This window comes from Mesorhizobium sp. B2-4-1, from assembly GCF_006442185.1.
GTDB lineage: Bacteria > Pseudomonadota > Alphaproteobacteria > Rhizobiales > Rhizobiaceae > Mesorhizobium.
In genome coordinates this window covers 417,397-438,214 of the sequence record NZ_VFVN01000003.1, presented here as the reverse complement: position 1 = coordinate 438,214, position 20,818 = coordinate 417,397, and the positions used below count along the sequence as shown (strand labels likewise).

The window sequence follows — 20,818 nt, the reverse complement described above, 5'->3', positions numbered from 1 at the left end:
CCGATGCGCCTCCGGCACAGTGGCCGGCTTAGCAGTCAGTTCCTCACGACGATGCGCGTGTTGCCGAAGCCGACTTCTCGCACCATCGAGTAGAAAGCCGCCGCATTGGCCGTATGCAGCCGCACGCAGCCATGCGACGCCGGTCGGCCGAGCTGCCTCACCGCGCCCGTTCCGTGGATGGCATAGCCGCCGTGGAAGAACACGGAATAAGGCATCGGCGACATGTCGTATTTGCGCGAATACCACATCCGGGCCGTTCGCTGCGGTCGGTAGGTGCCGCGTGGCGTGAAGTAGCCGGACCGAGCCGTGGACACGCTCCACCGGTAGACCTCCTGGCCGTACCTGACCGTCATCGTCTGCGACGACACGTCTATATTTGCAATGAGGCTGGCTGCCCAGCTCTGCACCGAAGCACCCAACAGCATCGTGACAAGTGCTGCTGCCATGAGAACTGTCTTTTTCATGCGATCAAACCCCTTTGATTGCCCCTTGCCTGCCTTCACGTCGTTTTTCATCTCTTTAATGACAGGTGAACGGCATAACATATACCCTTGACCAATTCGCCAATCCAAAGCAGCGAATTTGAACGAATTCCCGCAAGAGTTGCCGTAACGACACGCCGCAACGGCCCAATTGCCAGCGGACTTGCAAAACGACGCCGATCGCTGCTCAACTCGGGCCATGAACGAGCGACTCTTCCAAGCGATCGATGACCGGCGTGACGATCTCGTCGCGCTGACCGCCGAGTTGATCCGTTTTCCCACCATCAACCCGCCCGGCGAAGCGTACCGGCCATGCGCCGAATTTCTTGCCGCGCGGCTGAAGAAGAGCGGCTTTCAGACCGAGTTCATCCGTGCCGAGGGCACGCCCGGCGACACCGACCGCTACCCGCGCGTCAACGTCGTCGCTCGCTTCGATGGGCGCTCGCCTGGCGCCTGCGTCCATTTCAACTCGCATATCGATGTCGTCGAGGCCGGCGACGGCTGGACCGTCGACCCCTTCGCCGGCATCGTCAGGGACGGCAAGGTCTACGGCCGCGGCGCCTGCGACATGAAGGGCGGCCTGGCTTCCTCGATCATCGCGGCCGAAGCCTTCATGGAGGTATTTCCCGATTTTCCCGGTGCCATCGAGATATCAGGCACGGTCGACGAGGAATCTGGCGGCTTCGGCGGTGTCGCGCATCTGGCGAGGCTCGGCTATTTCTCGAAACCCAGGGTCGACCACGTCATCATTCCCGAACCGCTGAACAAGGAGCGCATCTGCCTTGGCCATCGCGGCGTCTGGTGGGCCGAGATCGAGACCAAGGGCGAGATCGCGCATGGCTCGATGCCGTTCCTCGGCGACAATGCGGTGCGCCATATGGGCGCCGTGCTGCAGGCATTCGAGGACGAATTGTTCCCCGCGCTTGACCGCAAGATGACGCGCATGCCGGTCGTGCCCGAAGGGGCGAAGCGTTCCACCATGAACATCAACTCCATCCATGGCGGCCAGACCGAGGATTTCCGGCCCGGCCTGCCCTCGCCCAACGTGCCCGATTCCTGCCGGCTGACCATCGACCGCCGCTTCCTGCTCGAAGAGGATCTCGCCACGGTCAAGGGCGAGGTGACCGGCATTCTCGAGCGGCTGAAGCGTGATCGGCAAAAGTTCGACTACGAGATCCGTGACCTGATGGAGGTGCTGCCGCTGATGACCGAGCGCGACGCTCCGGTCGTCAAGGCAATCGCGCAAGGCATCCACGCGATCTTCGATCGCGAGCCCGACTACGTCATTTCACCCGGCACCTACGACCAGAAGCACATTGCCCGCATCGGCCATGTCTATGATTGCATCGCCTATGGCCCGGGCATTCTCGATCTCGCCCACCGGCCGGACGAATGGGTCGGCATCTCGGATATGGTGGAATCGGCCAAGGTGATGGCGTTCGGGCTCAACGTGCTGCTGCGCGGCGCCCGATAGCGCCGCACGGGCAAGAGCCAACGATCGATGCGGCCGTCCGGAGAAAAACATTCCCGGCTACGCCGCCGCGCGGCACGAAACGCAATTTACTCCCGTGCGAAATCACGCTTCTATTCGCCCGGTTTGAGCGCATGTTTGACCACACGGGGAGTAGCACGATGAAATTGTGGAAAACCATCCTGGCAGCCGCCGTCCTGGCGCTGATCGCCGGCGCTCCCGCGCTGGCGGCGCGAACCGATCTGGTCATCGGCATCCCGCTCGAACCGCCGCATCTCGATCCGACCGCCGGCGCCGCCGCCGCAATCGACGAGGTTCTCTACGCCAATGTGTTCGAAGGCTTGACCCGCATCGGGCCAAACGGCGAAGTGCTGCCGGACCTGGCCGAAAGCTGGACCATCTCCGACGACGGCAAGACCTACACTTTCAAGCTGCACCCCGGCGTGAAATTCCACGACGGCGCCGGCTTCAGCGCCGACGACGTGAAATTCTCGCTCGACCGCGCCCGCGCCGACAATTCGGTCAATGCGCAAAAAGCCCTGTTCGCAGCCATCGATATGGTCGACGTGGTCGACCCGGCAACGGTCAAGGTGACGTTGAAGAACCCGCAGGGATCCTTCCTCTACAATATGGGCTGGGGCGATGCTGTCATCGTCTCGCCGAAATCCGCTGACGCCAACAAGGAAAAGCCGGTCGGGACCGGCCCGTTCAAATTCCAGAGCTGGGCCAAGGGATCCTCGATCACGCTGGTGAAATCCGACAGCTATTGGGGCACGCCGGCTTACCTCGACAAAGTCGAGTTCCGCATCGTGCCCGATGCCGCCGCTAGCGTACCGGCATTGCTTTCCGGCGATATCCAGGCGTTCCCATTCTTCGATCCCGACAGTCTCGCGCAGGTCAAGGACGATCCGCGTTTCAAGGTGGTGATCGGTTCGACCGAAGGCGAAACCATCCTGTCGATCAACAACAAGAAGCCGCCCTTCGACAAATTGCAGGTCAGGCAGGCGATCTCCTACGCGCTCGATCGCAAGGCGATCATCGACGGTGCCTCGGCCGGCCTCGGCCTGCCGATCGGCTCGCATATGTCGCCGGCCAACAAGGACTACGTCGACCTCACCGGCCGCTATCCGCACGATGTCGCCAAGGCCAAGGAACTCTTGAAGGAAGCAGGCCTGGAGAACGGTTTCAAGGCGACGCTGAAGCTTCCGCCGCCCACCTATGCCAGGCTCGGCGGCGAGATCATCGCCTCGCAGCTCCGTGACGTCGGCATCAACCTCGAGATCATCCCGGTTGAATGGGCGCAGTGGCTGGACCAGGTGTTCACCAAGAAGGACTACGACCTGACCATCGTCTCCCATACCGAGCCCAACGACATCGGTATCTATGCGCGTAAGGATTATTACTTCAACTACGACAATCCGGCCTTCGACAAGGTGATCGCCGATCTGGACGTCACCTCCGATGAAGCCAAGCGCAAGGAATTGCTGGGGCAGGCACAGAAGATCCTGGCCGACGACGCCGTGGTCGGCTTCCTCTACGAACTGCCCAAGGTCGGCGTCTGGGACGCCAAGCTGCAGGGCCTGTGGGAAAACGCGCCGATCCAGGCCAATGATCTCACCAAGGTGAAGTGGAACGAGTGAAGCCGTTGGCCAAGAGGCGACGCTTGCGCTCCTCACCCCCCTCTGCCCTGCCGGGCTGCCTGACCCGAGCCGCAGGACGATCGCTTCAGGTTTGCGCCGCCCCTCATCGCCCTGCCGGGCACTTCTCCCCGTATAGTGACGGGGAGAAGGGGGCTGGCCGCAACCTCGGCACCCTTTCTGCAACGCTGAAGATTGGCGAAATCCTTTGCGAAGGCGTCCTTCTCCCCGTCTCTATACGGGGAGAAGATGCCGGCAGGCAGATGAGGGGCAGCGCCGATTTCGACTGTTGGCCGATCAAGCGATGACCGCCTACCTCCTCAGGCGTCTCGCGATCGCCGCCGCCACGTTGGCGCTGGCCTCCATGGTCGTCTTCGCGGTGCTGGAGATCCTGCCCGGCGACCCGGCGCGGCTGATGCTGGGCATGAATGCCAGCGCCGACCAGGTCGAGCTGCTGCGCAACCAGATGGGCCTCGACGCGCCCCTGCCCTGGCGCTACCTGCACTGGGCCGGCGGCCTGCTCTGCCTGGATTTCGGCCGCTCCTACACCTATTCGGTGCCGGTCATCGACCTCGTGCGCGAGCGTCTCGTCGTCTCGCTGCCGCTGGCGCTGATCGCGCTCGCCCTATCCACCCTCATCGCCATCCCGGTCGGCCTGTTTTCAGCGAACCATCGCGGGCGGATAGGTGACACAGCGGCGATGGGCGCCGCGCAGCTCGGCGTCGCCATTCCCAATTTCTGGTTCGCGCTGATGCTGATCTATCTCTTCGCGGTCTGGCTGCGGCTGGTTCCGGCCGGCGGCTTTCCCGGTTGGGGGGCCGGTGCCTGGCCGGCGCTGAAATCACTGCTGCTGCCGGCTGTGGCGCTCGCATTGCCGCAGGCCGCGATCCTGGCACGCGTCACCCGTTCGGCACTGATCGAGGTGCTGAACGAGGACTATATCCGCACCGCCCGCGCCAAGGGCCTGCCCTATCGCGCGGTCCTGTGGCGGCACGCACTGCGCAACGCCATGATCCCGGTGCTGACCATTCTGGGCCTGCAATTCGCCTTCCTGCTCGCCGGCACCATCATCATCGAGAACGTCTTCTACCTGCCCGGCCTCGGCCGGCTGGTGTTCCAGGCGATCACCCAGCGCGACCTGATCGTCGTGGAAAGCGTCGTCATGCTGCTGGTCGCCGCGGTCATCGCCGTCAACCTCGTCGTCGACCTCTCTTATGCCGTCGTCGATCCGCGCCTCCGAAGCCGGCAATGATGTTGCATCCGGACATCCCCGAAGAGACGCTGGGCGGCATCCTCGTCAACGCGTTCGGCAACCGCTCGTTTCTTGCCGGCTTCGCCGTCACGTTGTTCGTGGCGGCGGTGGCGATCCTCTCCTATCTCTGGACGCCCTATGACGTGACCCGGCTGGTGATATCCGACAAGACGCTGGCGCCGTCCTGGGCGCACTGGTTCGGCACCGACCATTTCGGCCGCGACATCCTGTCGATGATCATGGTCGGCGCCCGCAATTCGATCGCGGTAGCGCTGGTCGCGGTCGGCATCGGCATGGGCATCGGCGTGCCGCTCGGTGCTTTCGCCGCGGCGCGCGGCGGCCTCGTCGACGAGGCGCTGATGCGCGTCAACGATCTGGTCTTCGCCTTCCCTGCGCTTTTGTCGGCCATCATGATCACCGCCATCTTCGGCCCCGGCGCCATCAATGCCATTATCGCCATCGGCATCTTCAACATCCCTGTCTTTGCCCGCGTCGCCCGCGCCGGCGCGCTGGCGATCTGGCCGCGCGAATTCATCCTCGCCGCCCGCGCCGCGGGCAAGGGCAAGGCGCTGATCACCATCGAACATGTGCTGCCCAACATCGCCACCTTGCTCCTGGTGCAAGGCACTATCCAGTTCGCGCTCGGCATATTGGCCGAGGCCGGGCTTTCCTATCTGGGCCTTGGCGCCCAACCGCCGATGCCGAGCTGGGGCCGCATGCTGTTCGACGCCCAGACCCGCATGGTGGTGGCGCCCTGGATGGCGATCTTTCCCGGCATGGCGATCGTGATCACCGTGCTTGGGCTGAACCTTTTGGGCGACGGCATCGCCGACATCCTCGATCCGAAATCGCGGCGGCAACGATGAGCCTTCTGGAAATCGACAATCTGTCGCTGGCGATCGGCGACACGCCGATCCTCCGGAGCATCGAGTTCTCCATCGCGCCCGGCGAGGTAATGGGGCTGGTCGGCGAATCCGGCTCCGGCAAATCGATGACGGCTCTGAGCGTCATGCGGCTCTTGCCATATGCCGCGCGTGCCAGCGGGCGCATCACCTTCGACGGCATCGACATCCTCGCGGCAAGCGAGGATCAGATGTGCGCCCTGCGCGGTGACGATATCGGCATGGTGTTCCAGGAACCGATGACCGCGTTGAACCCGCTCAAGACCATCGGCGAGCAGGTCGCCGAAGGCATACGCTGGCATGCCAAGGCGAGCCGCGCCGAGGCGGAAGAGCGGGCGCGAAAAATGCTCGACCGGGTCGGCTTGCCATCGGCAAAATTCCCGCTGTCGCGCTATCCGCACGAGCTGTCCGGTGGCCAGCGCCAGCGCGTCGTCATTGCCATGGCCTGCGCGCTGAAGCCGAAGCTGCTGATCGCCGACGAGCCTACGACGGCGCTCGATGTTGTGCTCCAGGCGCAAATCCTCACCCTCTTGCGCGACCTTGTCGCGGAGAGCGGCATGGGCCTGCTCCTGATCTCGCATGACCTCGCCGTGGTCACCGAGATGGCGGACCGCATCACCATCCTTCGTCGGGGCGAAGTCATGGAAGCCGGCGATACGGCCCGCACGCTCTCTGAACAGCTCCACCCCTATACCCGCCAGCTGGCGCTGGCCTCGATGCACGTGCCGGCCCGCGCCCGGCCGCATGGCCCCTCGGCAGCCCGGCCGTTGCTCGAGGTTGAGGGCGTGACGCGCGATTATCCCGGCCGGCGCACCTCGCTGTTCCGGCGCGCGCCTGACATCCGCGCCGTCAACGGCGTGTCGCTGTCCATGGCGCCGGGCCAGTCGGTGGCGCTGGTCGGCCGCTCCGGCTGCGGCAAGTCTACCTTGGCGCGCATGATCCTGGCGCTGGACCGGCCGAGTTCGGGAACCATCCGCTTTCGCGGCGAGCCCCTCACCGGCAAGAGCGAGGCGGACCTGAAGCCGGCGCGGCGCGACATGCAGGTGGTATTCCAGGACCCCTATGGCTCGTTCGATCCGCGCCAGACGGTCGAGAAACTGGTCGCCGAGCCGCTGCACGTGCTGGACAGGAAACCGGGGCGCGCCGAGCGCCGCGAGATGGTGGCGCAGGCGCTGCACGAGGTCGGCCTCGACCAGCACGACATGGAAAAGTATCCGCACGAATTTTCCGGCGGCCAGCGCCAGCGCCTGTCGATCGCCCGCGCCATCATCACCCGCCCAAAACTGGTCGTCGCCGACGAGCCGGTTTCGGCGCTCGATGTTTCGATCCGCGCTCAGATCCTCGACCTGTTCGCCGAGCTCAACCAGAAACTCGGCATCGCCTATCTCTTCATCACCCACGACCTCACCGTCGCCCGCGCCATAACGGACGAAGTGCTGGTCATGCATGACGGCCAGATCGTCGAGCGTGGCCGGACGAGCGAGGTGCTGGATCACCCGCAATCCGAGGCGGCCAAGACGCTTGTCGCCGCAGCGCCGGACCTGCACAGGGCAATTGCACGCCGTATGCAGGAGCAGGGGTGAGCGATCGGTTCGCGAAGCGAATCCGCCGTGTGAGTGAAAGGCCGCAAATGCCGGAGGCTGCCGTAGACAGCCGGCCCGGCTGGGATCCCATCAACCTACTGCTCAGATTTCACCACGTCGACCGGGCTGATGTCGAGCAGGTCGAGCGTGCGGCGCAGCAGGCGCACCTCGGTCTCGGCCAATTGCGCGTCCGCCTTGGCGATCTCGGCCATATGCTGCGCCAGTTGCTTGCGCCGCTCGACATCGAGGTCGCGGAACAGCGCGATGGCCTGTGAGCCATTGGTTTCGTAGCCGAATTCGTTGAGATATTCGATGACGGCGTCGATGCTGGTTTCCGGAATGCCGAAGGCATCCTTGCAGATGCGCCGGAAGGCAACCATCTCGCTCTCGCTGACCGTTCCGTCAGCCAGGATCATGCGGAACAGCATCAGAAGTTCCGCCGACAACACGGGGTCGTCCGCCACCTTGCGCACCCCGGGGTCGCCATCGAAGATCGAGCGTATCTGGTCGAGCAGTTCGAATGCCATCGGGAGCCCCTTTGCCGATTCCTCTAATCCATGTAGCCCAAAAAAGCGGAGCGGTTTTGGGATAATGACAGCACAATGCGAAATCCAGGCGCGACGCGCTTGGATAGAAGTAGCGTGAAATCGGTCTTGCGCAAACGGGGTGTTCGTGATCGAAGCCGGAGCATCTCTGGCTTGATTTCTCCCTGATGATCGACCTCACCTTAGAATCCGTCGCCATGCTCGCCTTCGCCGGTTTTGCCGCGGGCTTTGTCGACTCGATTGCCGGCGGCGGTGGGCTGATCACTATTCCCGCACTGCTGCTGGCCGGCTTCTCGCCGGTCGAGGCGCTGGGAACCAACAAGCTGCAGGGCATGTTCGGCTCGGGATCTGCGACCATCCACTATGCCGCGAAAGGCCATGTCGACCTTCGCCGGCAACTGCCTTCTGCGCTGCTGGCGCTTGCCGGCGGTGCCGTCGGCGCCTTGCTGGCAACGGTCGTGCCCGGCGATCTGCTGCGGGCGCTTCTGCCGCTGGTGCTGATCGCCATCGCGCTCTATTTCGCCCTGAAGCCCAACATGACCGACGTTGACCGCGCCGAACGTATGACGCCCTTCCTGTTCGGGATAACGCTGGTGCCGGCCATCGGCTTTTACGACGGCCTGTTCGGGCCGGGTGCCGGCTCCTTCTACATGCTGGCCTTCGTCGCGCTGGCCGGCTACGGCGTACTCAAGGCGACGGCCCACACCAAGCTGCTCAACTTCGCCTCCAATATCGGCGGCTTCGTCGTCTTCGCCGCGGTCGGTGTCATCTCCTGGAAGATCGGCCTGATGATGGGCGTCGCCCAGTTCCTCGGCGCCCGCCTCGGCGCCAGCCTGGCCATGCGCATCGGCGCCAGGCTGATCAAGCCGCTGCTTGTCATCGTCTGCGTCGCTCTGGCGGCGAAGCTCCTGGCCGACCCGGCGAACCCCCTGCGCGTCCTGATTGGTGTGTGACCCGCGCGCCTGATGGAATGCCGCTGTTCGAATCATGTCGAGGAGAGGACCCGCACATGAATCTCAGCACACCCACCGAGATTGTTTTCATCATCTCCCTTGTCATCGCCCTCATCGGCATTCTCGCCGCCCTCGGCCTTCTTTCGTTCATCCCACTCGCATCGGTGTGGATCGTGCTCATTGCTTACCTCGTGCGTGCCGGCGGCTGCCTGATGCGCGGCGCCTGACATTCAAATCTCAGGCAATTCGGAGCGCCCGGCCGAGCCGGGCGCTTTTGATTCGGGTCCGGGCTCTGCTAGAGTCCTGTCGATGCCAATCGAGATGCCATGTCAGGAGGAACAGGACCGGTCAGTCCCCGGGCTGTTCGAGATGCGGCGGCGCCTTCCCAGCCCTGCCCTCGCGGGCATTGTGTCAGACATTTGCGGTTATCGCGAAACGGCGCCCGGCCATTACCGCAATGTCGAATATGCCTCCCTTACCGTGCCTCTGGTCATCAGCTTCGCCGAACCTTTCGCCATCGGCCTTGGCAAGCCGCCCGGCGACAATGATCGCTTCGCCAGTTTCGCCGCCGGCCTCTATGCCGGACCCGTGATGATCGAATCCTTCGGCGGCGCCTGCTGCGTCCAGGTCAATTTCACCCCACTTGGCGCACGCCGGTTCTTTGACCAGCCGATGAGCGGGTTGACCGACCGCATGGTCAGCCTGGACGATGTGCTCGGCATCGAAGGCGTCGCCTTGCGCGAGCGGCTTGGCAACGCGGCGGACTGGAGCAAACGTTTTGCCCTTGTCGAGATGTTCGTCGCCGCCCGGCTGGCCGATGCGCCGGAAACGCAGGCCGGGGTTGCCTGGGCCTATGACAGGATTCTCGCCTCCGGCGGCCGCGTGCGCGTCTCGTCACTGGCCGACAGGCTGGGCTGGAGCCGCAAGCATCTGGCGGGGAAATTCGCGGACGCGACCGGCATCGGCCCGAAAACGCTGTCGCGCATCGTCCGCTTCAACCGCGCGCTTGGCCTGTCGAGGCAGCAAGCTGGCGATTGGGCCGACATCGCGGCCGATTGCGGCTATGCCGACCAGGCGCATCTGGTGCGTGAGTTCCGCGTCCTTGCCGGCGAGACACCGACAGCGCTCTCGGTTCCGGCACAGGCCTGAAGCCTCGGGTAACATTTCTTCAAGACGCCGGAACGGCTGTCGCTCAGACTGGGTTCATCGACCAGCCTGAATGAAGGAGGTTACCATGCCTGCATCACCTGAAGCCCCTCGCCTCTACCCCGCCTTGCGTTACAGGAACGCCGCAAAAATGATTGACTGGCTCTGCGAAGCCTTCGGCTTCAGCATCCGTGCCCGCTACGGCGAAGGCGATGTCGTGCACCATGCCGAACTGGTCTTCGGCTCCTCGATGATCATGCTCGGCAGCGCGCGCGACGACGACTACGGCAAAATGGTTGGCGAACCCGGCACAGGCGGCGGCAAGTCAATCTACATCGCCGTCGACGACGCAGACGCCGCCTACGCCAAGGCGAAGAGGGCAGGCGCCACAATCCTCCAGGAATTGACTGACCGCGACTATGGCAGTCGCGAGTTCATCTGCCGCGACCCGGAGGGCAATGTCTGGTCCTTCGGCACCTATTGGCCGAAGGCAGGCGAAATGGCCAACTAGCTACCGCGCCAGCGAAAAGATCGCGTCGCAGTCGAGTTGGCTCTCCAACTGGGCCGCGACCTCGTCGAGAGCCCTCTCGACCTCGGCGCGATAGTCGATGCCGCCGCCCTTGACGCCGAGGCTTTCGAGGAACCTCCCTCGAAAGGCGTCGGCGCCAAACAGCCCGTGCATATAGGTTCCGACCACCTTGCCATCCGCCGAGACCGCACCGTCCTCGGCGCCATTGATGATTGCGGCCGGCCGCAGCATGTCCGGGCCGGTGGTGCGGCCGAGATGGATCTCGTAGCCTTCGAGCGGCAGGTCGAACGACACCGAGCGGGCGCTGACGTTGCGCACCGTCTTTTCCGGTTCCATCACCGTTTCGATGTCGAGCAGGCCAAGCCCTTCCGCTTCGGTGACGCTGCCTTCGATGCCGTCGGGATCGCGCACGATGCGGCCAAGCATCTGGAAGCCGCCGCAAATGCCGACGACATGGCCGCCGCGCCTGCGATGGGCGAGAAGATCACGGTCCCAGCCATTTTCGCGAAATTTCAGCAGATCCCCGATCGTCGACTTCGAGCCGGGAATGACCACCAGTCCCGCATCCTGCGGCAACGGCTTTCCAGTCGGCACGAACACCACTTCCACCTGCGGCTCGGCCTTGAGCGGGTCAAGATCGTCGAAATTGGCGATGCGGCCGAGCATCGGCACCGCCACCTTCAGCGCACGCGCCTCCCCGGAGGCAAGCCGTTCCAGCACCACCGAATCTTCCGAGGGCAGCCGGGCAGCGGCCTTCAGCCACGGCACGACGCCGAAGCAGCGCCAGCCGGTGAACCCTTCGATCGCCTTGATGCCGTCGTCGAACAGCGAGACGTCGCCGCGGAACTTGTTGATGAGGTAGCCGACGATCATGCGCCGGTCTTCCTCCGGCAGGATCAGATGCGTGCCCGCGACCGAGGCGATGACGCCGCCGCGATCGATGTCGCCGACCAGCACGACAGGCACATCGGCACGCGTCGCAAAACCCATATTGGCGATGTCGCGGCTTCTGAGGTTGATCTCGGCCGGCGAACCCGCGCCCTCGACGATGACGAGATCGGCGCCCTCGCCGACCTTGCCCCAGGAGTCCAGCACCGCGTCCATCAGCCGGCCCTTCAGCGCCTGGTAGTCGCGCGCCCGCGCCTCGCCGAACACCTTGCCTTGCACGATGACCTGCGCACCGACATCGGTCTGCGGCTTGAGCAGCACGGGGTTCATGTGAACCGATGGCGGCACGCCGCAGGCGATCGCCTGCAGCCATTGCGCGCGGCCGATCTCGCCGCCGCCAGCCCTGTTGTCGCCGGGAATATCGGCGACAGCGGCATTGTTCGACATGTTCTGCGGCTTGAACGGACGCACCTTCAGCCCACGCTTTTTTGCGGCGCGGCACAGCCCTGCGACCAGCACGGTCTTGCCGACATCCGAACCCGTGCCTTGCAGCATAATGGCTTTAGCCATGGCTCAGCCCCTGCCCTGCGTCACGGTCCCGGTGATCGTGGATTTCTGCGCCAGCGGCCCGCCGCGCCAGATATAGAGCGCCAGCAACGGCTCCTTGCCGGTGCGCATGGCGTGATTGACCTTGGAAGCGTGGTACACGACCTCGCCGGCCTCTCGCTTGTGAAAGCTGTCCTCGCCCATGCGCCACTCGGTGCCGCCGGTCAGCGGGATATAGATCTCCTCGGCGACATGATGGTGGTCGGGATAGACGATATCAGGCCCAAGGATCAGCACGCCGGCGGCGACCTCGTCGTTGGCGAAGTGGCCGCGGGTGCCGAATACTTCGAGCCAGCCATAATTGTCGATGAACGCCTTGCCGAAATCCGACTCGCCGTAGGTCTGGCCCCAGCGCAATTCGCCGCGCTCCTGCGCCAGAAATTGCACCAGCTGCTTGGTCCGCGCCGGTGTCAATTCGGCGGCACGATCGAGATGGCGCAGGCAGCCGAGTGAGTGCGGTTCAAGCTCGCGGGCGGGCATATCCCACCCTATGCGCGCCACCGCATCCTGCACCAGGAAGTCACCCACTGAAGCGAGATAGGCGTGGAACCGCTCTAGCAGCTCATCGAATTTTGTCGTCACATCTTGCTCCGGACATGCATTGACGCACAGCCGCTCCGCGGCGGCTCGGGTTGCGCGGCGGCATCATTGGTCTAGATTGGTGCGCGCGCAAAGCCAAAAACGACAGGCCAGCGAGCCAGCTGGCCGGTATATAGGGAGCACGCCATGGACGCCGCGGTCGATGCGAGCACCAGCCAGTTCGAACTCAACGAGGACCAGCGCGCCATCCAGGAAATGGCTCAGGCCTTCGCCGCCGATCGCGTCGCGCCGAATGCGCTAGACTGGGACCGCAACAAGCATTTCCCCGCCGACGTGATCCGCGAGACTGGCCCGCTGGGCCTCGGCGGCATCTATGTCAGGGACGATGTCGGCGGCTCCGCGCTCGGCCGGCTCGACGCCGTGCTGATCTTCGAAGCGCTGTCCCACGCCGACCCGGCCTTTTCCTCCTTCATCTCGATCCACAATATGGTGGCCTCGATGATCGATCGTTTCGGCGACGACGGCCAGCGCCAGCGCTTTCTGCCGAAGCTCACCTCCATGGAATGGCTGGCGAGCTATTGCCTGACCGAGCCGGGTTCCGGCTCGGACGCCGCTGCCCTGAAGACGCGGGCGGTGAAGAGCGGCGGCGACTACGTGCTGAACGGCGCCAAGCAGTTCATCTCCGGCGCCGGCGACAGCGATATCTATGCCGTCATGGTGCGCACCGGCGCCGAGGGACCAAAAGGCATTTCCACCATCGTCGTGCCGAAAGATGCGCCGGGACTCTCCTTCGGCGCCAATGAGCACAAGATGGGCTGGCATATGCAGTCGACCCGCCAGGTCATTTTCGAGGATTGCAAGGTGCCGGCTGAAAACCTTTTGTCAGGCGAAGGCGCCGGCTTCGGCATCGCCATGGCCGGGCTTGACGGCGGCCGGCTGAACATTGCCGCCTGCTCGCTGGGCGGCGCGCAGTCGGCTCTCGACAAGGCGCTGTCCTACACAGCCGAGCGCAAGGCCTTCGGTTCGAAGATCAACCAGTTCCAGGCTTTGCAGTTCAAGTTGGCCGACATGGAGACCGAATTGCAGGCGGCGCGCATCTTTCTTTATGCCGCCGCTTCCAAGCTCGACCGCAAGGCACCGGATGCCTCGAAATGGTCGGCAATGGCCAAGCGCTTCGTCACCGACACCGGTTTCAACGTCGCCAACGATGCGCTGCAGCTGCTCGGCGGCTACGGTTACCTGCACGATTACGGCATCGAGAAACTGGTGCGCGACCTGCGTGTGCATCAGATCCTCGAAGGCACCAACGAGATCATGCGCGTCATCATCGCCCGCGCGTTGATCGGTCGCTGAAGCGTGCAAACTCCGGGAGAGACACAATGACCACAATCGCCTTCATCGGCCTTGGGAATATGGGCAATCCAATGGCGGCGAACCTGGTCAAAGCGGGGTATGCCGTGCACGGCTACGACCTAATGTCCGAAAACCTCACCGTCGCCAAAGAACATGGCGTTACGATCATGGCCAATGCCTTGACCGCAGTGAAAGATGCGGATGTTGTCATTACCATGCTGCCCGCCGGCAAGCATGTCCTGTCGGTCTACGAAGAGATCGCGTCCAAGGCAAAGAAGGGCGCGCTTTTCATCGATTCCTCGACCATCGACGTCGAATCGGCGCGCAAGGCGCATGCCATCGCCGCAAAGCACGGCCTGCTGTCGGTTGATGCGCCGGTCTCGGGCGGCACCGGCGGTGCCGCCGCCGGCACGCTGACTTTCATGGCCGGCGGCTCGGACGACGCCTTCGCCGCCGCCGAGCCGATCCTGAACCCCATGGCCGGGCGCATCGTCCATTGCGGCGGCGACGGCGCCGGCCAGGCGGCCAAGATCTGCAACAACATGATTCTCGGCATTTCGATGATCGGCGTCGCCGAGGCCTTCGTGCTGGCCGAAAAGCTCGGCCTGGCGCACCAGGCCCTGTTCGACGTTGCCTCGACCTCTTCAGGCCAGTGCTGGTCGCTGACCACCTATTGCCCGGTGCCCGGCCCGGTGCCGACCTCGCCCGCCAACCGCGACTACAAGCCCGGCTTCGCCGCCGCGCTCATGCTGAAGGATTTGAAGCTGTCGCAGGAAGCCGCACAAGCCGCGGGCGCGGTGACACCGCTTGGCGCCGAAGCGACACAGCTCTACGGCCTGTTCAACGCGCAAGGGAATGCCGGCGCCGATTTTTCCGGGATCATAAATTTTCTGCGCGGCGCCAATCAATAAGCAATTGATAAAGCTCGTTTTTCTTTCGTACGCCTCGCCGGAGAACCGCAAAATTTAGGTTTGCTTAAGCTCTCGATAACTCCGCGGTAACGATGTCCCTATAAAACGGACTGCGAGGCGGATATCGCGTCCGCCCGGCGCTCCGGATCAGGTCTCGCGTACCGGAGCCCGTAAGTTTCGCCAAGTGTTTGCGTAGCGAAACGCCAAGCGTATCTGGCAAAGCCGCGTTCCCGGTGGGGCGCGGTTTTTGCGTTCCAGGATCCGACATCCCTCATATTCCGATTGCCGCGTTCGGGATCGGCACGTGATCTTCATTGGTCAGCACGATCGGCGCATCGGCGCCCTCGACCCGGACCACGAGCAGGTGCGTGCTCCACGTGCCTGCATTGCGAACAAGATGCGAAAACACCGTGCCCTTTCCCTTGGCGCCGTGGATGGGAATGCTGAACTGCGCGTCACCCGTCCCATCTGCGTTGACGTTGAGATGGCCGCCGACCCAGAAATTGGCGGTCACGTCGTCGCCGATGGCGGCTTTCACCCGGGTATCGGCGCGAACGACCTCCATGGTCATGTGATAGGCGTCACTGCCTTTGATCATGAAAGGGATGCCACCGACCATCGTCGCGCAGCCCCCGATACTAAGCACCCAGACGGCAAGACCGGCGATCGCCCAGTTGCGCTGCGTTCTGCGGAACTGCTCGGCATCGCGCCACACCCGGTTCCGCCATGCCCAGCGGCTGCCGCGCGCGCCGAGCACGAAGATCATGACGATGTTGACGATCGGGATCAGCGCCAGCAGGGCGATGAAGGTGGAGTTGCCGATGCCCCAGATCCAGTTGAGGAAGAAGGCGCCCCAATTCCAGCGATCGAGCTCAGCCGGGATTTCGGCGGGCTGGTTGAGCGGTTGTCCGGCCATCGCGTTCCCCGTCGGCAAAACTGCCTTGGCGGGTTGTAACCGATAGCGCCGGCGACCGGAACCCTCAGTCTGTCTGGGGCCAGCGGCCGGGCGTCTCGATCACGAACGCCCGGCCATTTCTTTTACCGTTTGCGCAGATCCGCTTGCGCCAGGTCGAGCGCCTTGCCGATACGCTCGCAGGCCATATCGATCGTGTCGCGGGTCCAGATCAGCGGCGGTGACAGGATCATTGTGTCGCCGGTGGCGCGCAGCATCATGCCGTTGGCGATCGCATGGTCGCGCACGGTCACCGCGGCACTTCCAGCCGGCAGGAACCGCTCCTTGGTCGCCTTGTCTTTGACGATCTCGATCGCACCCATCAGCCCGATCGAACGCACCTCGCCGACCAGCTCGTGCCCGGCGATGCGCTCTTGCAGCGCCTTGGCGAAATAGGGCCCGGTGTCGCTCCTGACGCGGTCGACCAGACCCTCCCGCTCCATGATCTCCAGGTTCTTCAGCGCCACGGCGCAAGCCACGGGGTGGCCGGAATAGGTATAACCGTGATTGAACTCGCCGCCCTTCTCGATCAGCGTCGAGGCAATGCGATCGCCGACCAGCAGCGCCGACAGCGGCTGGTAGCCCGACGTCAGCGCCTTGGCGGTGGTGATGGTGTCGGCCTGGATGCCAAGCGTCTGCGCGGCAAACCATTCGCCCGTGCGGCCATAGCCGGTGATGACCTCGTCTAGCATCAGCAGCACATCGTATTTGCGGCAGATGCGCTGTACCTCGGGCCAATAGCTTGCCGGCGGTATCTTCACGCCGCCAGCTCCCATCACCGGCTCGCCAATGAAGGCGGCGACCTTGTCGGCGCCGGCTTCGAGGATGGCGCCCTCGACCGCCTTTGCCGCGCGCAGGCCGAAATCATGATCGCTCTCGCCCGGCAGCGACAGCTCATAGGCGTACGGCGTCATCACATGGACGATGTTGGGCACCTCTCCGTTGAGTTGCTTGTGCATGGCGTCCATGCCGCCGAGCGACGTGCCGGCGATGGTCGAGCCGTGATAGGCCATCTTGCGCGAGATGACGCGGTTCTTCTGCGGCTTGCCTTCGAGCACCCAATAGTGGCGCACGAGCCTGAGCGCAGTGTCGTTGGCTTCCGAGCCGGACGAGCCATAGAACACCTGGTTGACATTCTTCGGCGCGATCTCCGCCAGCTTCTTCGACAGAAGCACAGGCGTCGGCGTCGAGCATTTGAAGAAAGAATTGTAGTAAGGCAGCTCCTTCATCTGCGCATAGGCAGCCTCGGCGAGTTCGTCGCGGCCATAGCCGATATTGACGCACCACAGCCCCGCCATGCCGTCGAGCAGTTCCGTCCCTTCGGAATCGTAGATGAAGGGACCGTTGGCGTGGGTGATGATGCGCGATCCGGCCTCGCGCAATTCCCTATGGTCGGTGAACGGATGCAGATGATGCGCGGCGTCGATCTGCTGAAGCTGCTTCAGCGAATAATTTTGATAGGTCATGGATCTGATCTTCCTCTGGAACCAATCCGGCTGCGCCGGGGCGGATTCTTCAGAGGATAGCGGGTGGCGAATAGCCTATGCGGGCGCAAAGCCGCAAAAGCTCGGCGCGCAACGTGCGCAGCGACGGCGTCACCGCGCCCCCAAATGCCCGAACCCCGAAAAGGCCGGCCAATGTCACCACGGGAGCCATGAAGGCACCTTAGAGCAAAGAAGGTTCGAGGTGAACCACCCTTCGCTCCGGTCCGAAGGCTTTCGGTTCAGCCCTTCCCGTCCAGCGTCCTCTGCAGGAAAACGTACTTCATCGCGGCCTGTGCCGCCTGCGGCCGGCGGTCGCCGCGGCCGCCATGGCCGCCCTCGGTCTCTTCGAAGAAGAGCGTCCCGGCGTGGCCGGCCTCCTGCAGGCGGGCGGCCATCTTGCGCGCATGGCCGGGATGCACCCGGTCGTCGGCGGTCGAGGTGGTGAGCAGCACCGGCGGATAGGCACCGGCCTCGACATGCTGGTAAGGCGAGTAGGCGGCCAGCCAGGTCGCATCTTCCGGCTTCGACGGATCGCCATATTCGGCCATCCACGACGCGCCGGGCGGCAATTCGGTGTAGCGCAGCATGTCGAGCAGCGGCACCTCGATGATCACGGCGCCGAACAGCTCCGGATGCTGCGTCAACGAGACGCCCGTCAGCAGGCCGCCATTCGAGCCGCCCTGGATGCCGAGCGAGGCAGCTGTCGCAATGCCGCGCCTGACGACATCCTGCGCGACCGCCGCGAAATCGTCGAAAGCGTTCTGCCGGTTGCCCTTGAGCGCTGCCTGGTGCCAGGCCGGGCCGAACTCGCCCCCGCCGCGGATGCAGGCCTGCACATAGGCATTGCCCTTCTCCAGCCACAGCCTGCCGCGCACGCCGGCATAGCCAGGCAGCAAAGGCACTTCGAAGCCGCCATAGCCGTAGAGCAGCGTCGGCACCGGGCCCTTCTGGTCACGCCGCCTGACGACGAAATAGGGAATCATCGTGCCGTCCTTCGAGCGCGCCTCGAACTGTTCCGAGACGAGCTGCGAAGCATCGAATCGCGACGGCTGCGACTTCACTGTGGCGAGCGTCTCGCCATTGTCGTCGGACCAGATGATCGAGCTCGGCGTCAGGAAATCGGTGAAAGAGAAGGAGACGCTGGCGCCGAAATGTTCGGCATGGCTGATGCCTACCGTGCCGTTTTCCGGCAATGCGACCGGTTTCAGCGACCAGGCGCTGTCCCTGCGTTCGCAGGCCACAACCTTGCCGCGCACATTGTCCATCAGGCTGATGAACAGGCGGTCCTGCGTCCTGGCAAGAGCGGCGATGGACACGCGATGCGCCGGCGCGAGCAAGGTCTCGATGACGCCGAAACTGCCGGTCTCGATCCAATGCGCGAAATCGAACGAATAGAGCCCGTCCGGCCGGCAGGACGTGCCATCCGGCGCCGTCCAAGGCGTACGCACGCCAAACACCATCTGGTCCTTGAAAAGCGCCGTGTCGGTAACGTCGTCGGGCAACGGAATGCGTCTGTTTTCACCTGACGGGAGACGCAGGAAACTGTGCGATGCAAAGAAGTTGAGCGTCCGCGTTAGAAACAAATGCCGCTTCTCGCCATCGAACTCCAGGCCGGCGCCGACGGCGAGGTCTTCCTTCTGCGCTTCGAAGATCGGCGTCGCGTCTTCAAGGTCCGTGCCGCGCGTCCACAATTTGACGACGCGCGGGTAGCCGGATTCGGTCTTGTCGGCCTCTTCGAAGGCTGCCGAGACGATCACCGTATCCTTGTCGAGCCAGCCGAAGCCGGACTTGGAAGCGGGCGCGCGAAAACCGTCCTCGACGAACGATTTGGCGGCGATGTCGAATTCGCGCATCTCGCTGGCGTCGCCGCCATCAGGCGACATCGAAACCAGGCAGCGGTTGAAATCGGGGTAGAGCCGGCTGGCGCCGCCGAACACCCACTTCACTCCCTCCTTCGCCGCGAGCTGGTCGAAGTCGATGATGGTTTCCCAGTCCGGTCTGTCGGTCTTGTAGGAAGCCACCGTCGTGCGGCGCCACAGGCCCAACACATTGGTCTTGTCCTGCCAGAAATTATAGACGTAGCCGTTGAGCGCGGAGCCGACGGCTATGTTGTCCTCGGCGGTCATCAGATCGAGCGCGGTTTCGAACGATGCCTGGTAGGACGGATCGCCCTGCAATTGCGCCACCGTGACTTCGTTCTGGCGATGTACCCAGTCGAGCGCCTCCTTGCTCGTCCTTTCCTCCAGCCAAAGAAAGGGATCATCGGTCGCCAAGCCAGGCTTTGTCGTCGAAATGGTCATGCGGGTCTCCGGGAAATCGGGGGGCGGCCCTGCCTACATCGCGTCAAAGGGCGCCGGATTCAAGGTGTTGAAGCCGCGTCATCGCGGCAGATCGCTTCAGGCCGTCACACGATCCGCCGCCGGATGACGGTCGCAGCCGCCAGCGCCAGGCAGATCGCGCCGAGCGTCACCGGCAGGCCGCTCGCGCCGATCCCGTCCATCACGCCGCCCGCAAGCGGCGGGACGAGGATGCCGCCGACGCCCCACATCAGGGAGAAAGCGGCATTGCCGGCAATTAGCGCCGAGCCGCTGAAACGCTCGCCGAGTTCGATGATCGCCATCGTATAAATGCCGTAGGACACCGCGCCCCAGACGAAGATCATCGGCCAAACCAGCGGCGTTTCGATCAACAGCGGCAGCAGCAGACAGCCGAGCAGCGTCAGCACCAGGCAGATGAACCGCACCAGGCGCGCCGTCAGCCGCTCGGCCAGCAGGCCGAGCGGCACCTGCATGGCAATGTTGCCGGCGATCATCGTCGACAACAGCGCCGACATGCGGTTCTCGGCGATGCCATAATGCGTGCCGTAGACGGGCAGCAGCGCCAGCACCGCCTGCTCGAAGCCGGCAGCCACGATTACTGCCGACAAAAGCAGCCAGGCGAGCGGCATGAAGCCCATCACCGAAAGCCGATGCCCGGCTTCGTCGACCTTAGGCAGGCGCCCGACCACCAGGGCCAGGCAGCCGCCGCAGAAGATGAAAGCGGAAATGCCGACCAGGAATGGCGGCCAGCCCTCCGTACCGACGGCCAGCAGGCAAAGCGGCCCGGCGGCGAAGCCGGCCGAGATGATCGTGGAATAGACGCCCATGATGCGGCCGCGCCGGGCCGGCGGCGCCAGCGCGATCACCCAGATTTCGCTTAAGACATAGAGCGGATTGGTCACCGCGCCGTTCAGGAACCGCAGCGGAAACCAGAGATAGACGTTCTGTGTCCAGCCGATCAGCGCCAGCACGACCGCCGAAAGCGCCGCGCAGGTCAGCGCCGTGCGCCCTGCCCCGAACCGCCGCGCCAGTGACGGTATGAGCGGCGACGAGACGATGAAGCCAATCGGCGTCATCGCCGCCGACAGGCCGATCATGACAGGCGAAACGCCCTGCCGCTGCAGGATGAAGCTCAAGAGCGGATAGGACAGTCCCTGCGCGATGGCGAACACCGACACGGTCGCGATCACACCGGTGATCGCTGCCCACTGCATCGTCTCGTCGCGCTTCGGTTCCACCCGGTCCATGATCCACATCGCCTCTCGG

General features: G+C 64.0%; 20 protein-coding genes. 11 read left to right on the top strand and 9 right to left on the bottom strand.

Going from position 1 to position 20,818, the window contains the following annotated elements; genetic code table 11:
* Positions 1–35: 35 nt before the first annotated feature.
* On the bottom strand, positions 36–464 hold the full coding sequence (locus FJ949_RS10655; protein ID WP_140495693.1) for a L,D-transpeptidase: 429 nt from the start codon (positions 462–464) through the stop codon (positions 36–38).
* Positions 465–681: 217 nt separating this feature from the next.
* On the opposite strand from FJ949_RS10655, the gene FJ949_RS10650 reads away from it, so the two are divergent.
* From FJ949_RS10650 to FJ949_RS10625, 5 genes are all read left to right on the top strand, one after another.
* The gene (locus FJ949_RS10650) at positions 682–1,956 is read left to right on the top strand and encodes an acetylornithine deacetylase/succinyl-diaminopimelate desuccinylase family protein (RefSeq protein ID WP_140495692.1); all 1,275 of its coding nucleotides are present in this window, start codon (positions 682–684) and stop codon (positions 1,954–1,956) included.
* 158 nt (positions 1,957–2,114) lie between these two features.
* Complete coding sequence (locus FJ949_RS10645) at positions 2,115–3,593, top strand: ABC transporter substrate-binding protein (RefSeq protein WP_140495691.1); 1,479 nt, start codon at positions 2,115–2,117, stop codon at positions 3,591–3,593.
* Positions 3,594–3,894: 301 nt separating this feature from the next.
* Positions 3,895–4,842: an ABC transporter permease gene (locus FJ949_RS10635; RefSeq protein ID WP_140495690.1), complete on the top strand. Its 948-nt coding sequence runs from the start codon at positions 3,895–3,897 to the stop codon at positions 4,840–4,842.
* A complete protein-coding gene (locus FJ949_RS10630; RefSeq protein ID WP_140495689.1) occupies positions 4,839–5,708 on the top strand; it encodes an ABC transporter permease in 870 nt (289 codons plus the stop codon). Before FJ949_RS10635 ends, FJ949_RS10630 begins: the two co-directional genes overlap by 4 nt.
* A complete protein-coding gene (locus tag FJ949_RS10625; protein ID WP_140495688.1) occupies positions 5,705–7,327 on the top strand; it encodes an ABC transporter ATP-binding protein in 1,623 nt (540 codons plus the stop codon). Before FJ949_RS10630 ends, FJ949_RS10625 begins: the two co-directional genes overlap by 4 nt.
* Positions 7,328–7,422: 95 nt before the next feature.
* On the opposite strand, the gene FJ949_RS10620 is transcribed toward FJ949_RS10625, so the two are convergent.
* On the bottom strand, positions 7,423–7,854 hold the full coding sequence (locus FJ949_RS10620) for a TerB family tellurite resistance protein (RefSeq protein ID WP_140495687.1): 432 nt from the start codon (positions 7,852–7,854) through the stop codon (positions 7,423–7,425).
* A 185-nt stretch (positions 7,855–8,039) separates the two neighbouring features.
* On the opposite strand from FJ949_RS10620, the gene FJ949_RS10615 reads away from it, so the two are divergent.
* From FJ949_RS10615 to FJ949_RS10600, 4 genes are all read left to right on the top strand, one after another.
* Positions 8,040–8,825 carry a TSUP family transporter gene (locus FJ949_RS10615; RefSeq protein ID WP_140495686.1) on the top strand — a complete coding sequence of 262 codons (786 nt, stop codon included), beginning with the start codon at positions 8,040–8,042 and terminating at the stop codon, positions 8,823–8,825.
* A 56-nt stretch (positions 8,826–8,881) separates the two neighbouring features.
* Positions 8,882–9,052, top strand: coding sequence for a hypothetical protein (locus FJ949_RS10610; RefSeq protein ID WP_140495685.1), 171 nt, complete (start codon positions 8,882–8,884; stop codon positions 9,050–9,052).
* An 82-nt stretch (positions 9,053–9,134) separates the two neighbouring features.
* Positions 9,135–9,974, top strand: coding sequence for an AraC family transcriptional regulator (locus FJ949_RS10605; protein ID WP_140495684.1), 840 nt, complete (start codon positions 9,135–9,137; stop codon positions 9,972–9,974).
* Between the two features lie 85 nt (positions 9,975–10,059).
* Positions 10,060–10,482, top strand: a complete 423-nt coding sequence (locus tag FJ949_RS10600) for a VOC family protein (protein WP_140495683.1) — start codon at positions 10,060–10,062, stop codon at positions 10,480–10,482.
* Here the strand turns inward: FJ949_RS10600 and FJ949_RS10595 are convergent, their stop codons facing one another.
* Positions 10,483–11,958, bottom strand: a complete 1,476-nt coding sequence (locus tag FJ949_RS10595; RefSeq protein ID WP_140495682.1) for a cobyric acid synthase — start codon at positions 11,956–11,958, stop codon at positions 10,483–10,485.
* 3 nt (positions 11,959–11,961) lie between these two features.
* Positions 11,962–12,576, bottom strand: a complete 615-nt coding sequence (locus FJ949_RS10590) for a dimethylsulfonioproprionate lyase family protein (RefSeq protein WP_140495681.1) — start codon at positions 12,574–12,576, stop codon at positions 11,962–11,964.
* A 144-nt stretch (positions 12,577–12,720) separates the two neighbouring features.
* Here FJ949_RS10590 and FJ949_RS10585 point away from each other — a divergent pair, with 144 nt between their 5' ends.
* Together FJ949_RS10585 and mmsB are read left to right on the top strand one after the other, a co-directional pair.
* Positions 12,721–13,887 carry an isobutyryl-CoA dehydrogenase gene (locus tag FJ949_RS10585; RefSeq protein ID WP_140495680.1) on the top strand — a complete coding sequence of 389 codons (1,167 nt, stop codon included), beginning with the start codon at positions 12,721–12,723 and terminating at the stop codon, positions 13,885–13,887.
* A gap of 26 nt (positions 13,888–13,913) precedes the next feature.
* Complete coding sequence (gene mmsB, locus FJ949_RS10580) at positions 13,914–14,798, top strand: 3-hydroxyisobutyrate dehydrogenase (RefSeq protein WP_140495679.1); 885 nt, start codon at positions 13,914–13,916, stop codon at positions 14,796–14,798.
* Positions 14,799–15,069: 271 nt separating this feature from the next.
* On the opposite strand, the gene FJ949_RS10575 is transcribed toward mmsB, so the two are convergent.
* The 5 genes from FJ949_RS10575 to FJ949_RS10555 form a co-directional block, all read right to left on the bottom strand.
* Positions 15,070–15,714 (bottom strand): cytochrome c oxidase assembly factor Coa1 family protein, encoded by a 645-nt coding sequence (locus FJ949_RS10575; protein WP_140495678.1) that lies wholly within the window; start codon positions 15,712–15,714, stop codon positions 15,070–15,072.
* Positions 15,715–15,836: 122 nt separating this feature from the next.
* A complete protein-coding gene (locus FJ949_RS10570; protein WP_140495677.1) occupies positions 15,837–17,216 on the bottom strand; it encodes an aspartate aminotransferase family protein in 1,380 nt (459 codons plus the stop codon).
* Between the two features lie 49 nt (positions 17,217–17,265).
* Entirely contained in the window at positions 17,266–17,406 is a 141-nt protein-coding gene (locus FJ949_RS10565; protein WP_140495676.1) for a capsid protein, read from the bottom strand.
* A 67-nt stretch (positions 17,407–17,473) separates the two neighbouring features.
* Positions 17,474–19,534: a prolyl oligopeptidase family protein gene (locus FJ949_RS10560; protein ID WP_140495675.1), complete on the bottom strand. Its 2,061-nt coding sequence runs from the start codon at positions 19,532–19,534 to the stop codon at positions 17,474–17,476.
* A gap of 104 nt (positions 19,535–19,638) precedes the next feature.
* On the bottom strand, positions 19,639–20,799 hold the full coding sequence (locus tag FJ949_RS10555) for an MFS transporter (RefSeq protein WP_140495674.1): 1,161 nt from the start codon (positions 20,797–20,799) through the stop codon (positions 19,639–19,641).
* Positions 20,800–20,818: the final 19 nt, after the last annotated feature.

What these genes read in the sequence shown, in the direction of transcription:
- FJ949_RS10655 (WP_140495693.1), bottom strand. Translation starts at nt 464, where the DNA reads ATGAAAAAGACAGTTCTCATGGCAGCAGCACTTGTCACGATGCTGTTG.
- FJ949_RS10560 (WP_140495675.1), bottom strand. Translation starts at nt 19,534, where the DNA reads ATGACCATTTCGACGACAAAGCCTGGCTTGGCGACCGATGATCCCTTT.
- FJ949_RS10555 (WP_140495674.1), bottom strand. Translation starts at nt 20,799, where the DNA reads ATGGACCGGGTGGAACCGAAGCGCGACGAGACGATGCAGTGGGCAGCG.
- FJ949_RS10630 (WP_140495689.1), top strand. Translation starts at nt 4,839, where the DNA reads ATGATGTTGCATCCGGACATCCCCGAAGAGACGCTGGGCGGCATCCTC.
- FJ949_RS10605 (WP_140495684.1), top strand. Translation starts at nt 9,135, where the DNA reads ATGCCAATCGAGATGCCATGTCAGGAGGAACAGGACCGGTCAGTCCCC.
- FJ949_RS10565 (WP_140495676.1), bottom strand. Translation starts at nt 17,406, where the DNA reads ATGGCTCCCGTGGTGACATTGGCCGGCCTTTTCGGGGTTCGGGCATTT.
- FJ949_RS10595 (WP_140495682.1), bottom strand. Translation starts at nt 11,958, where the DNA reads ATGGCTAAAGCCATTATGCTGCAAGGCACGGGTTCGGATGTCGGCAAG.
- FJ949_RS10585 (WP_140495680.1), top strand. Translation starts at nt 12,721, where the DNA reads ATGGACGCCGCGGTCGATGCGAGCACCAGCCAGTTCGAACTCAACGAG.
- FJ949_RS10625 (WP_140495688.1), top strand. Translation starts at nt 5,705, where the DNA reads ATGAGCCTTCTGGAAATCGACAATCTGTCGCTGGCGATCGGCGACACG.
- FJ949_RS10570 (WP_140495677.1), bottom strand. Translation starts at nt 17,216, where the DNA reads ATGACCTATCAAAATTATTCGCTGAAGCAGCTTCAGCAGATCGACGCC.
- mmsB (WP_140495679.1), top strand. Translation starts at nt 13,914, where the DNA reads ATGACCACAATCGCCTTCATCGGCCTTGGGAATATGGGCAATCCAATG.
- FJ949_RS10645 (WP_140495691.1), top strand. Translation starts at nt 2,115, where the DNA reads ATGAAATTGTGGAAAACCATCCTGGCAGCCGCCGTCCTGGCGCTGATC.
- FJ949_RS10635 (WP_140495690.1), top strand. Translation starts at nt 3,895, where the DNA reads ATGACCGCCTACCTCCTCAGGCGTCTCGCGATCGCCGCCGCCACGTTG.
- FJ949_RS10575 (WP_140495678.1), bottom strand. Translation starts at nt 15,714, where the DNA reads ATGGCCGGACAACCGCTCAACCAGCCCGCCGAAATCCCGGCTGAGCTC.
- FJ949_RS10615 (WP_140495686.1), top strand. Translation starts at nt 8,040, where the DNA reads ATGATCGACCTCACCTTAGAATCCGTCGCCATGCTCGCCTTCGCCGGT.
- FJ949_RS10620 (WP_140495687.1), bottom strand. Translation starts at nt 7,854, where the DNA reads ATGGCATTCGAACTGCTCGACCAGATACGCTCGATCTTCGATGGCGAC.
- FJ949_RS10600 (WP_140495683.1), top strand. Translation starts at nt 10,060, where the DNA reads ATGCCTGCATCACCTGAAGCCCCTCGCCTCTACCCCGCCTTGCGTTAC.
- FJ949_RS10650 (WP_140495692.1), top strand. Translation starts at nt 682, where the DNA reads ATGAACGAGCGACTCTTCCAAGCGATCGATGACCGGCGTGACGATCTC.
- FJ949_RS10610 (WP_140495685.1), top strand. Translation starts at nt 8,882, where the DNA reads ATGAATCTCAGCACACCCACCGAGATTGTTTTCATCATCTCCCTTGTC.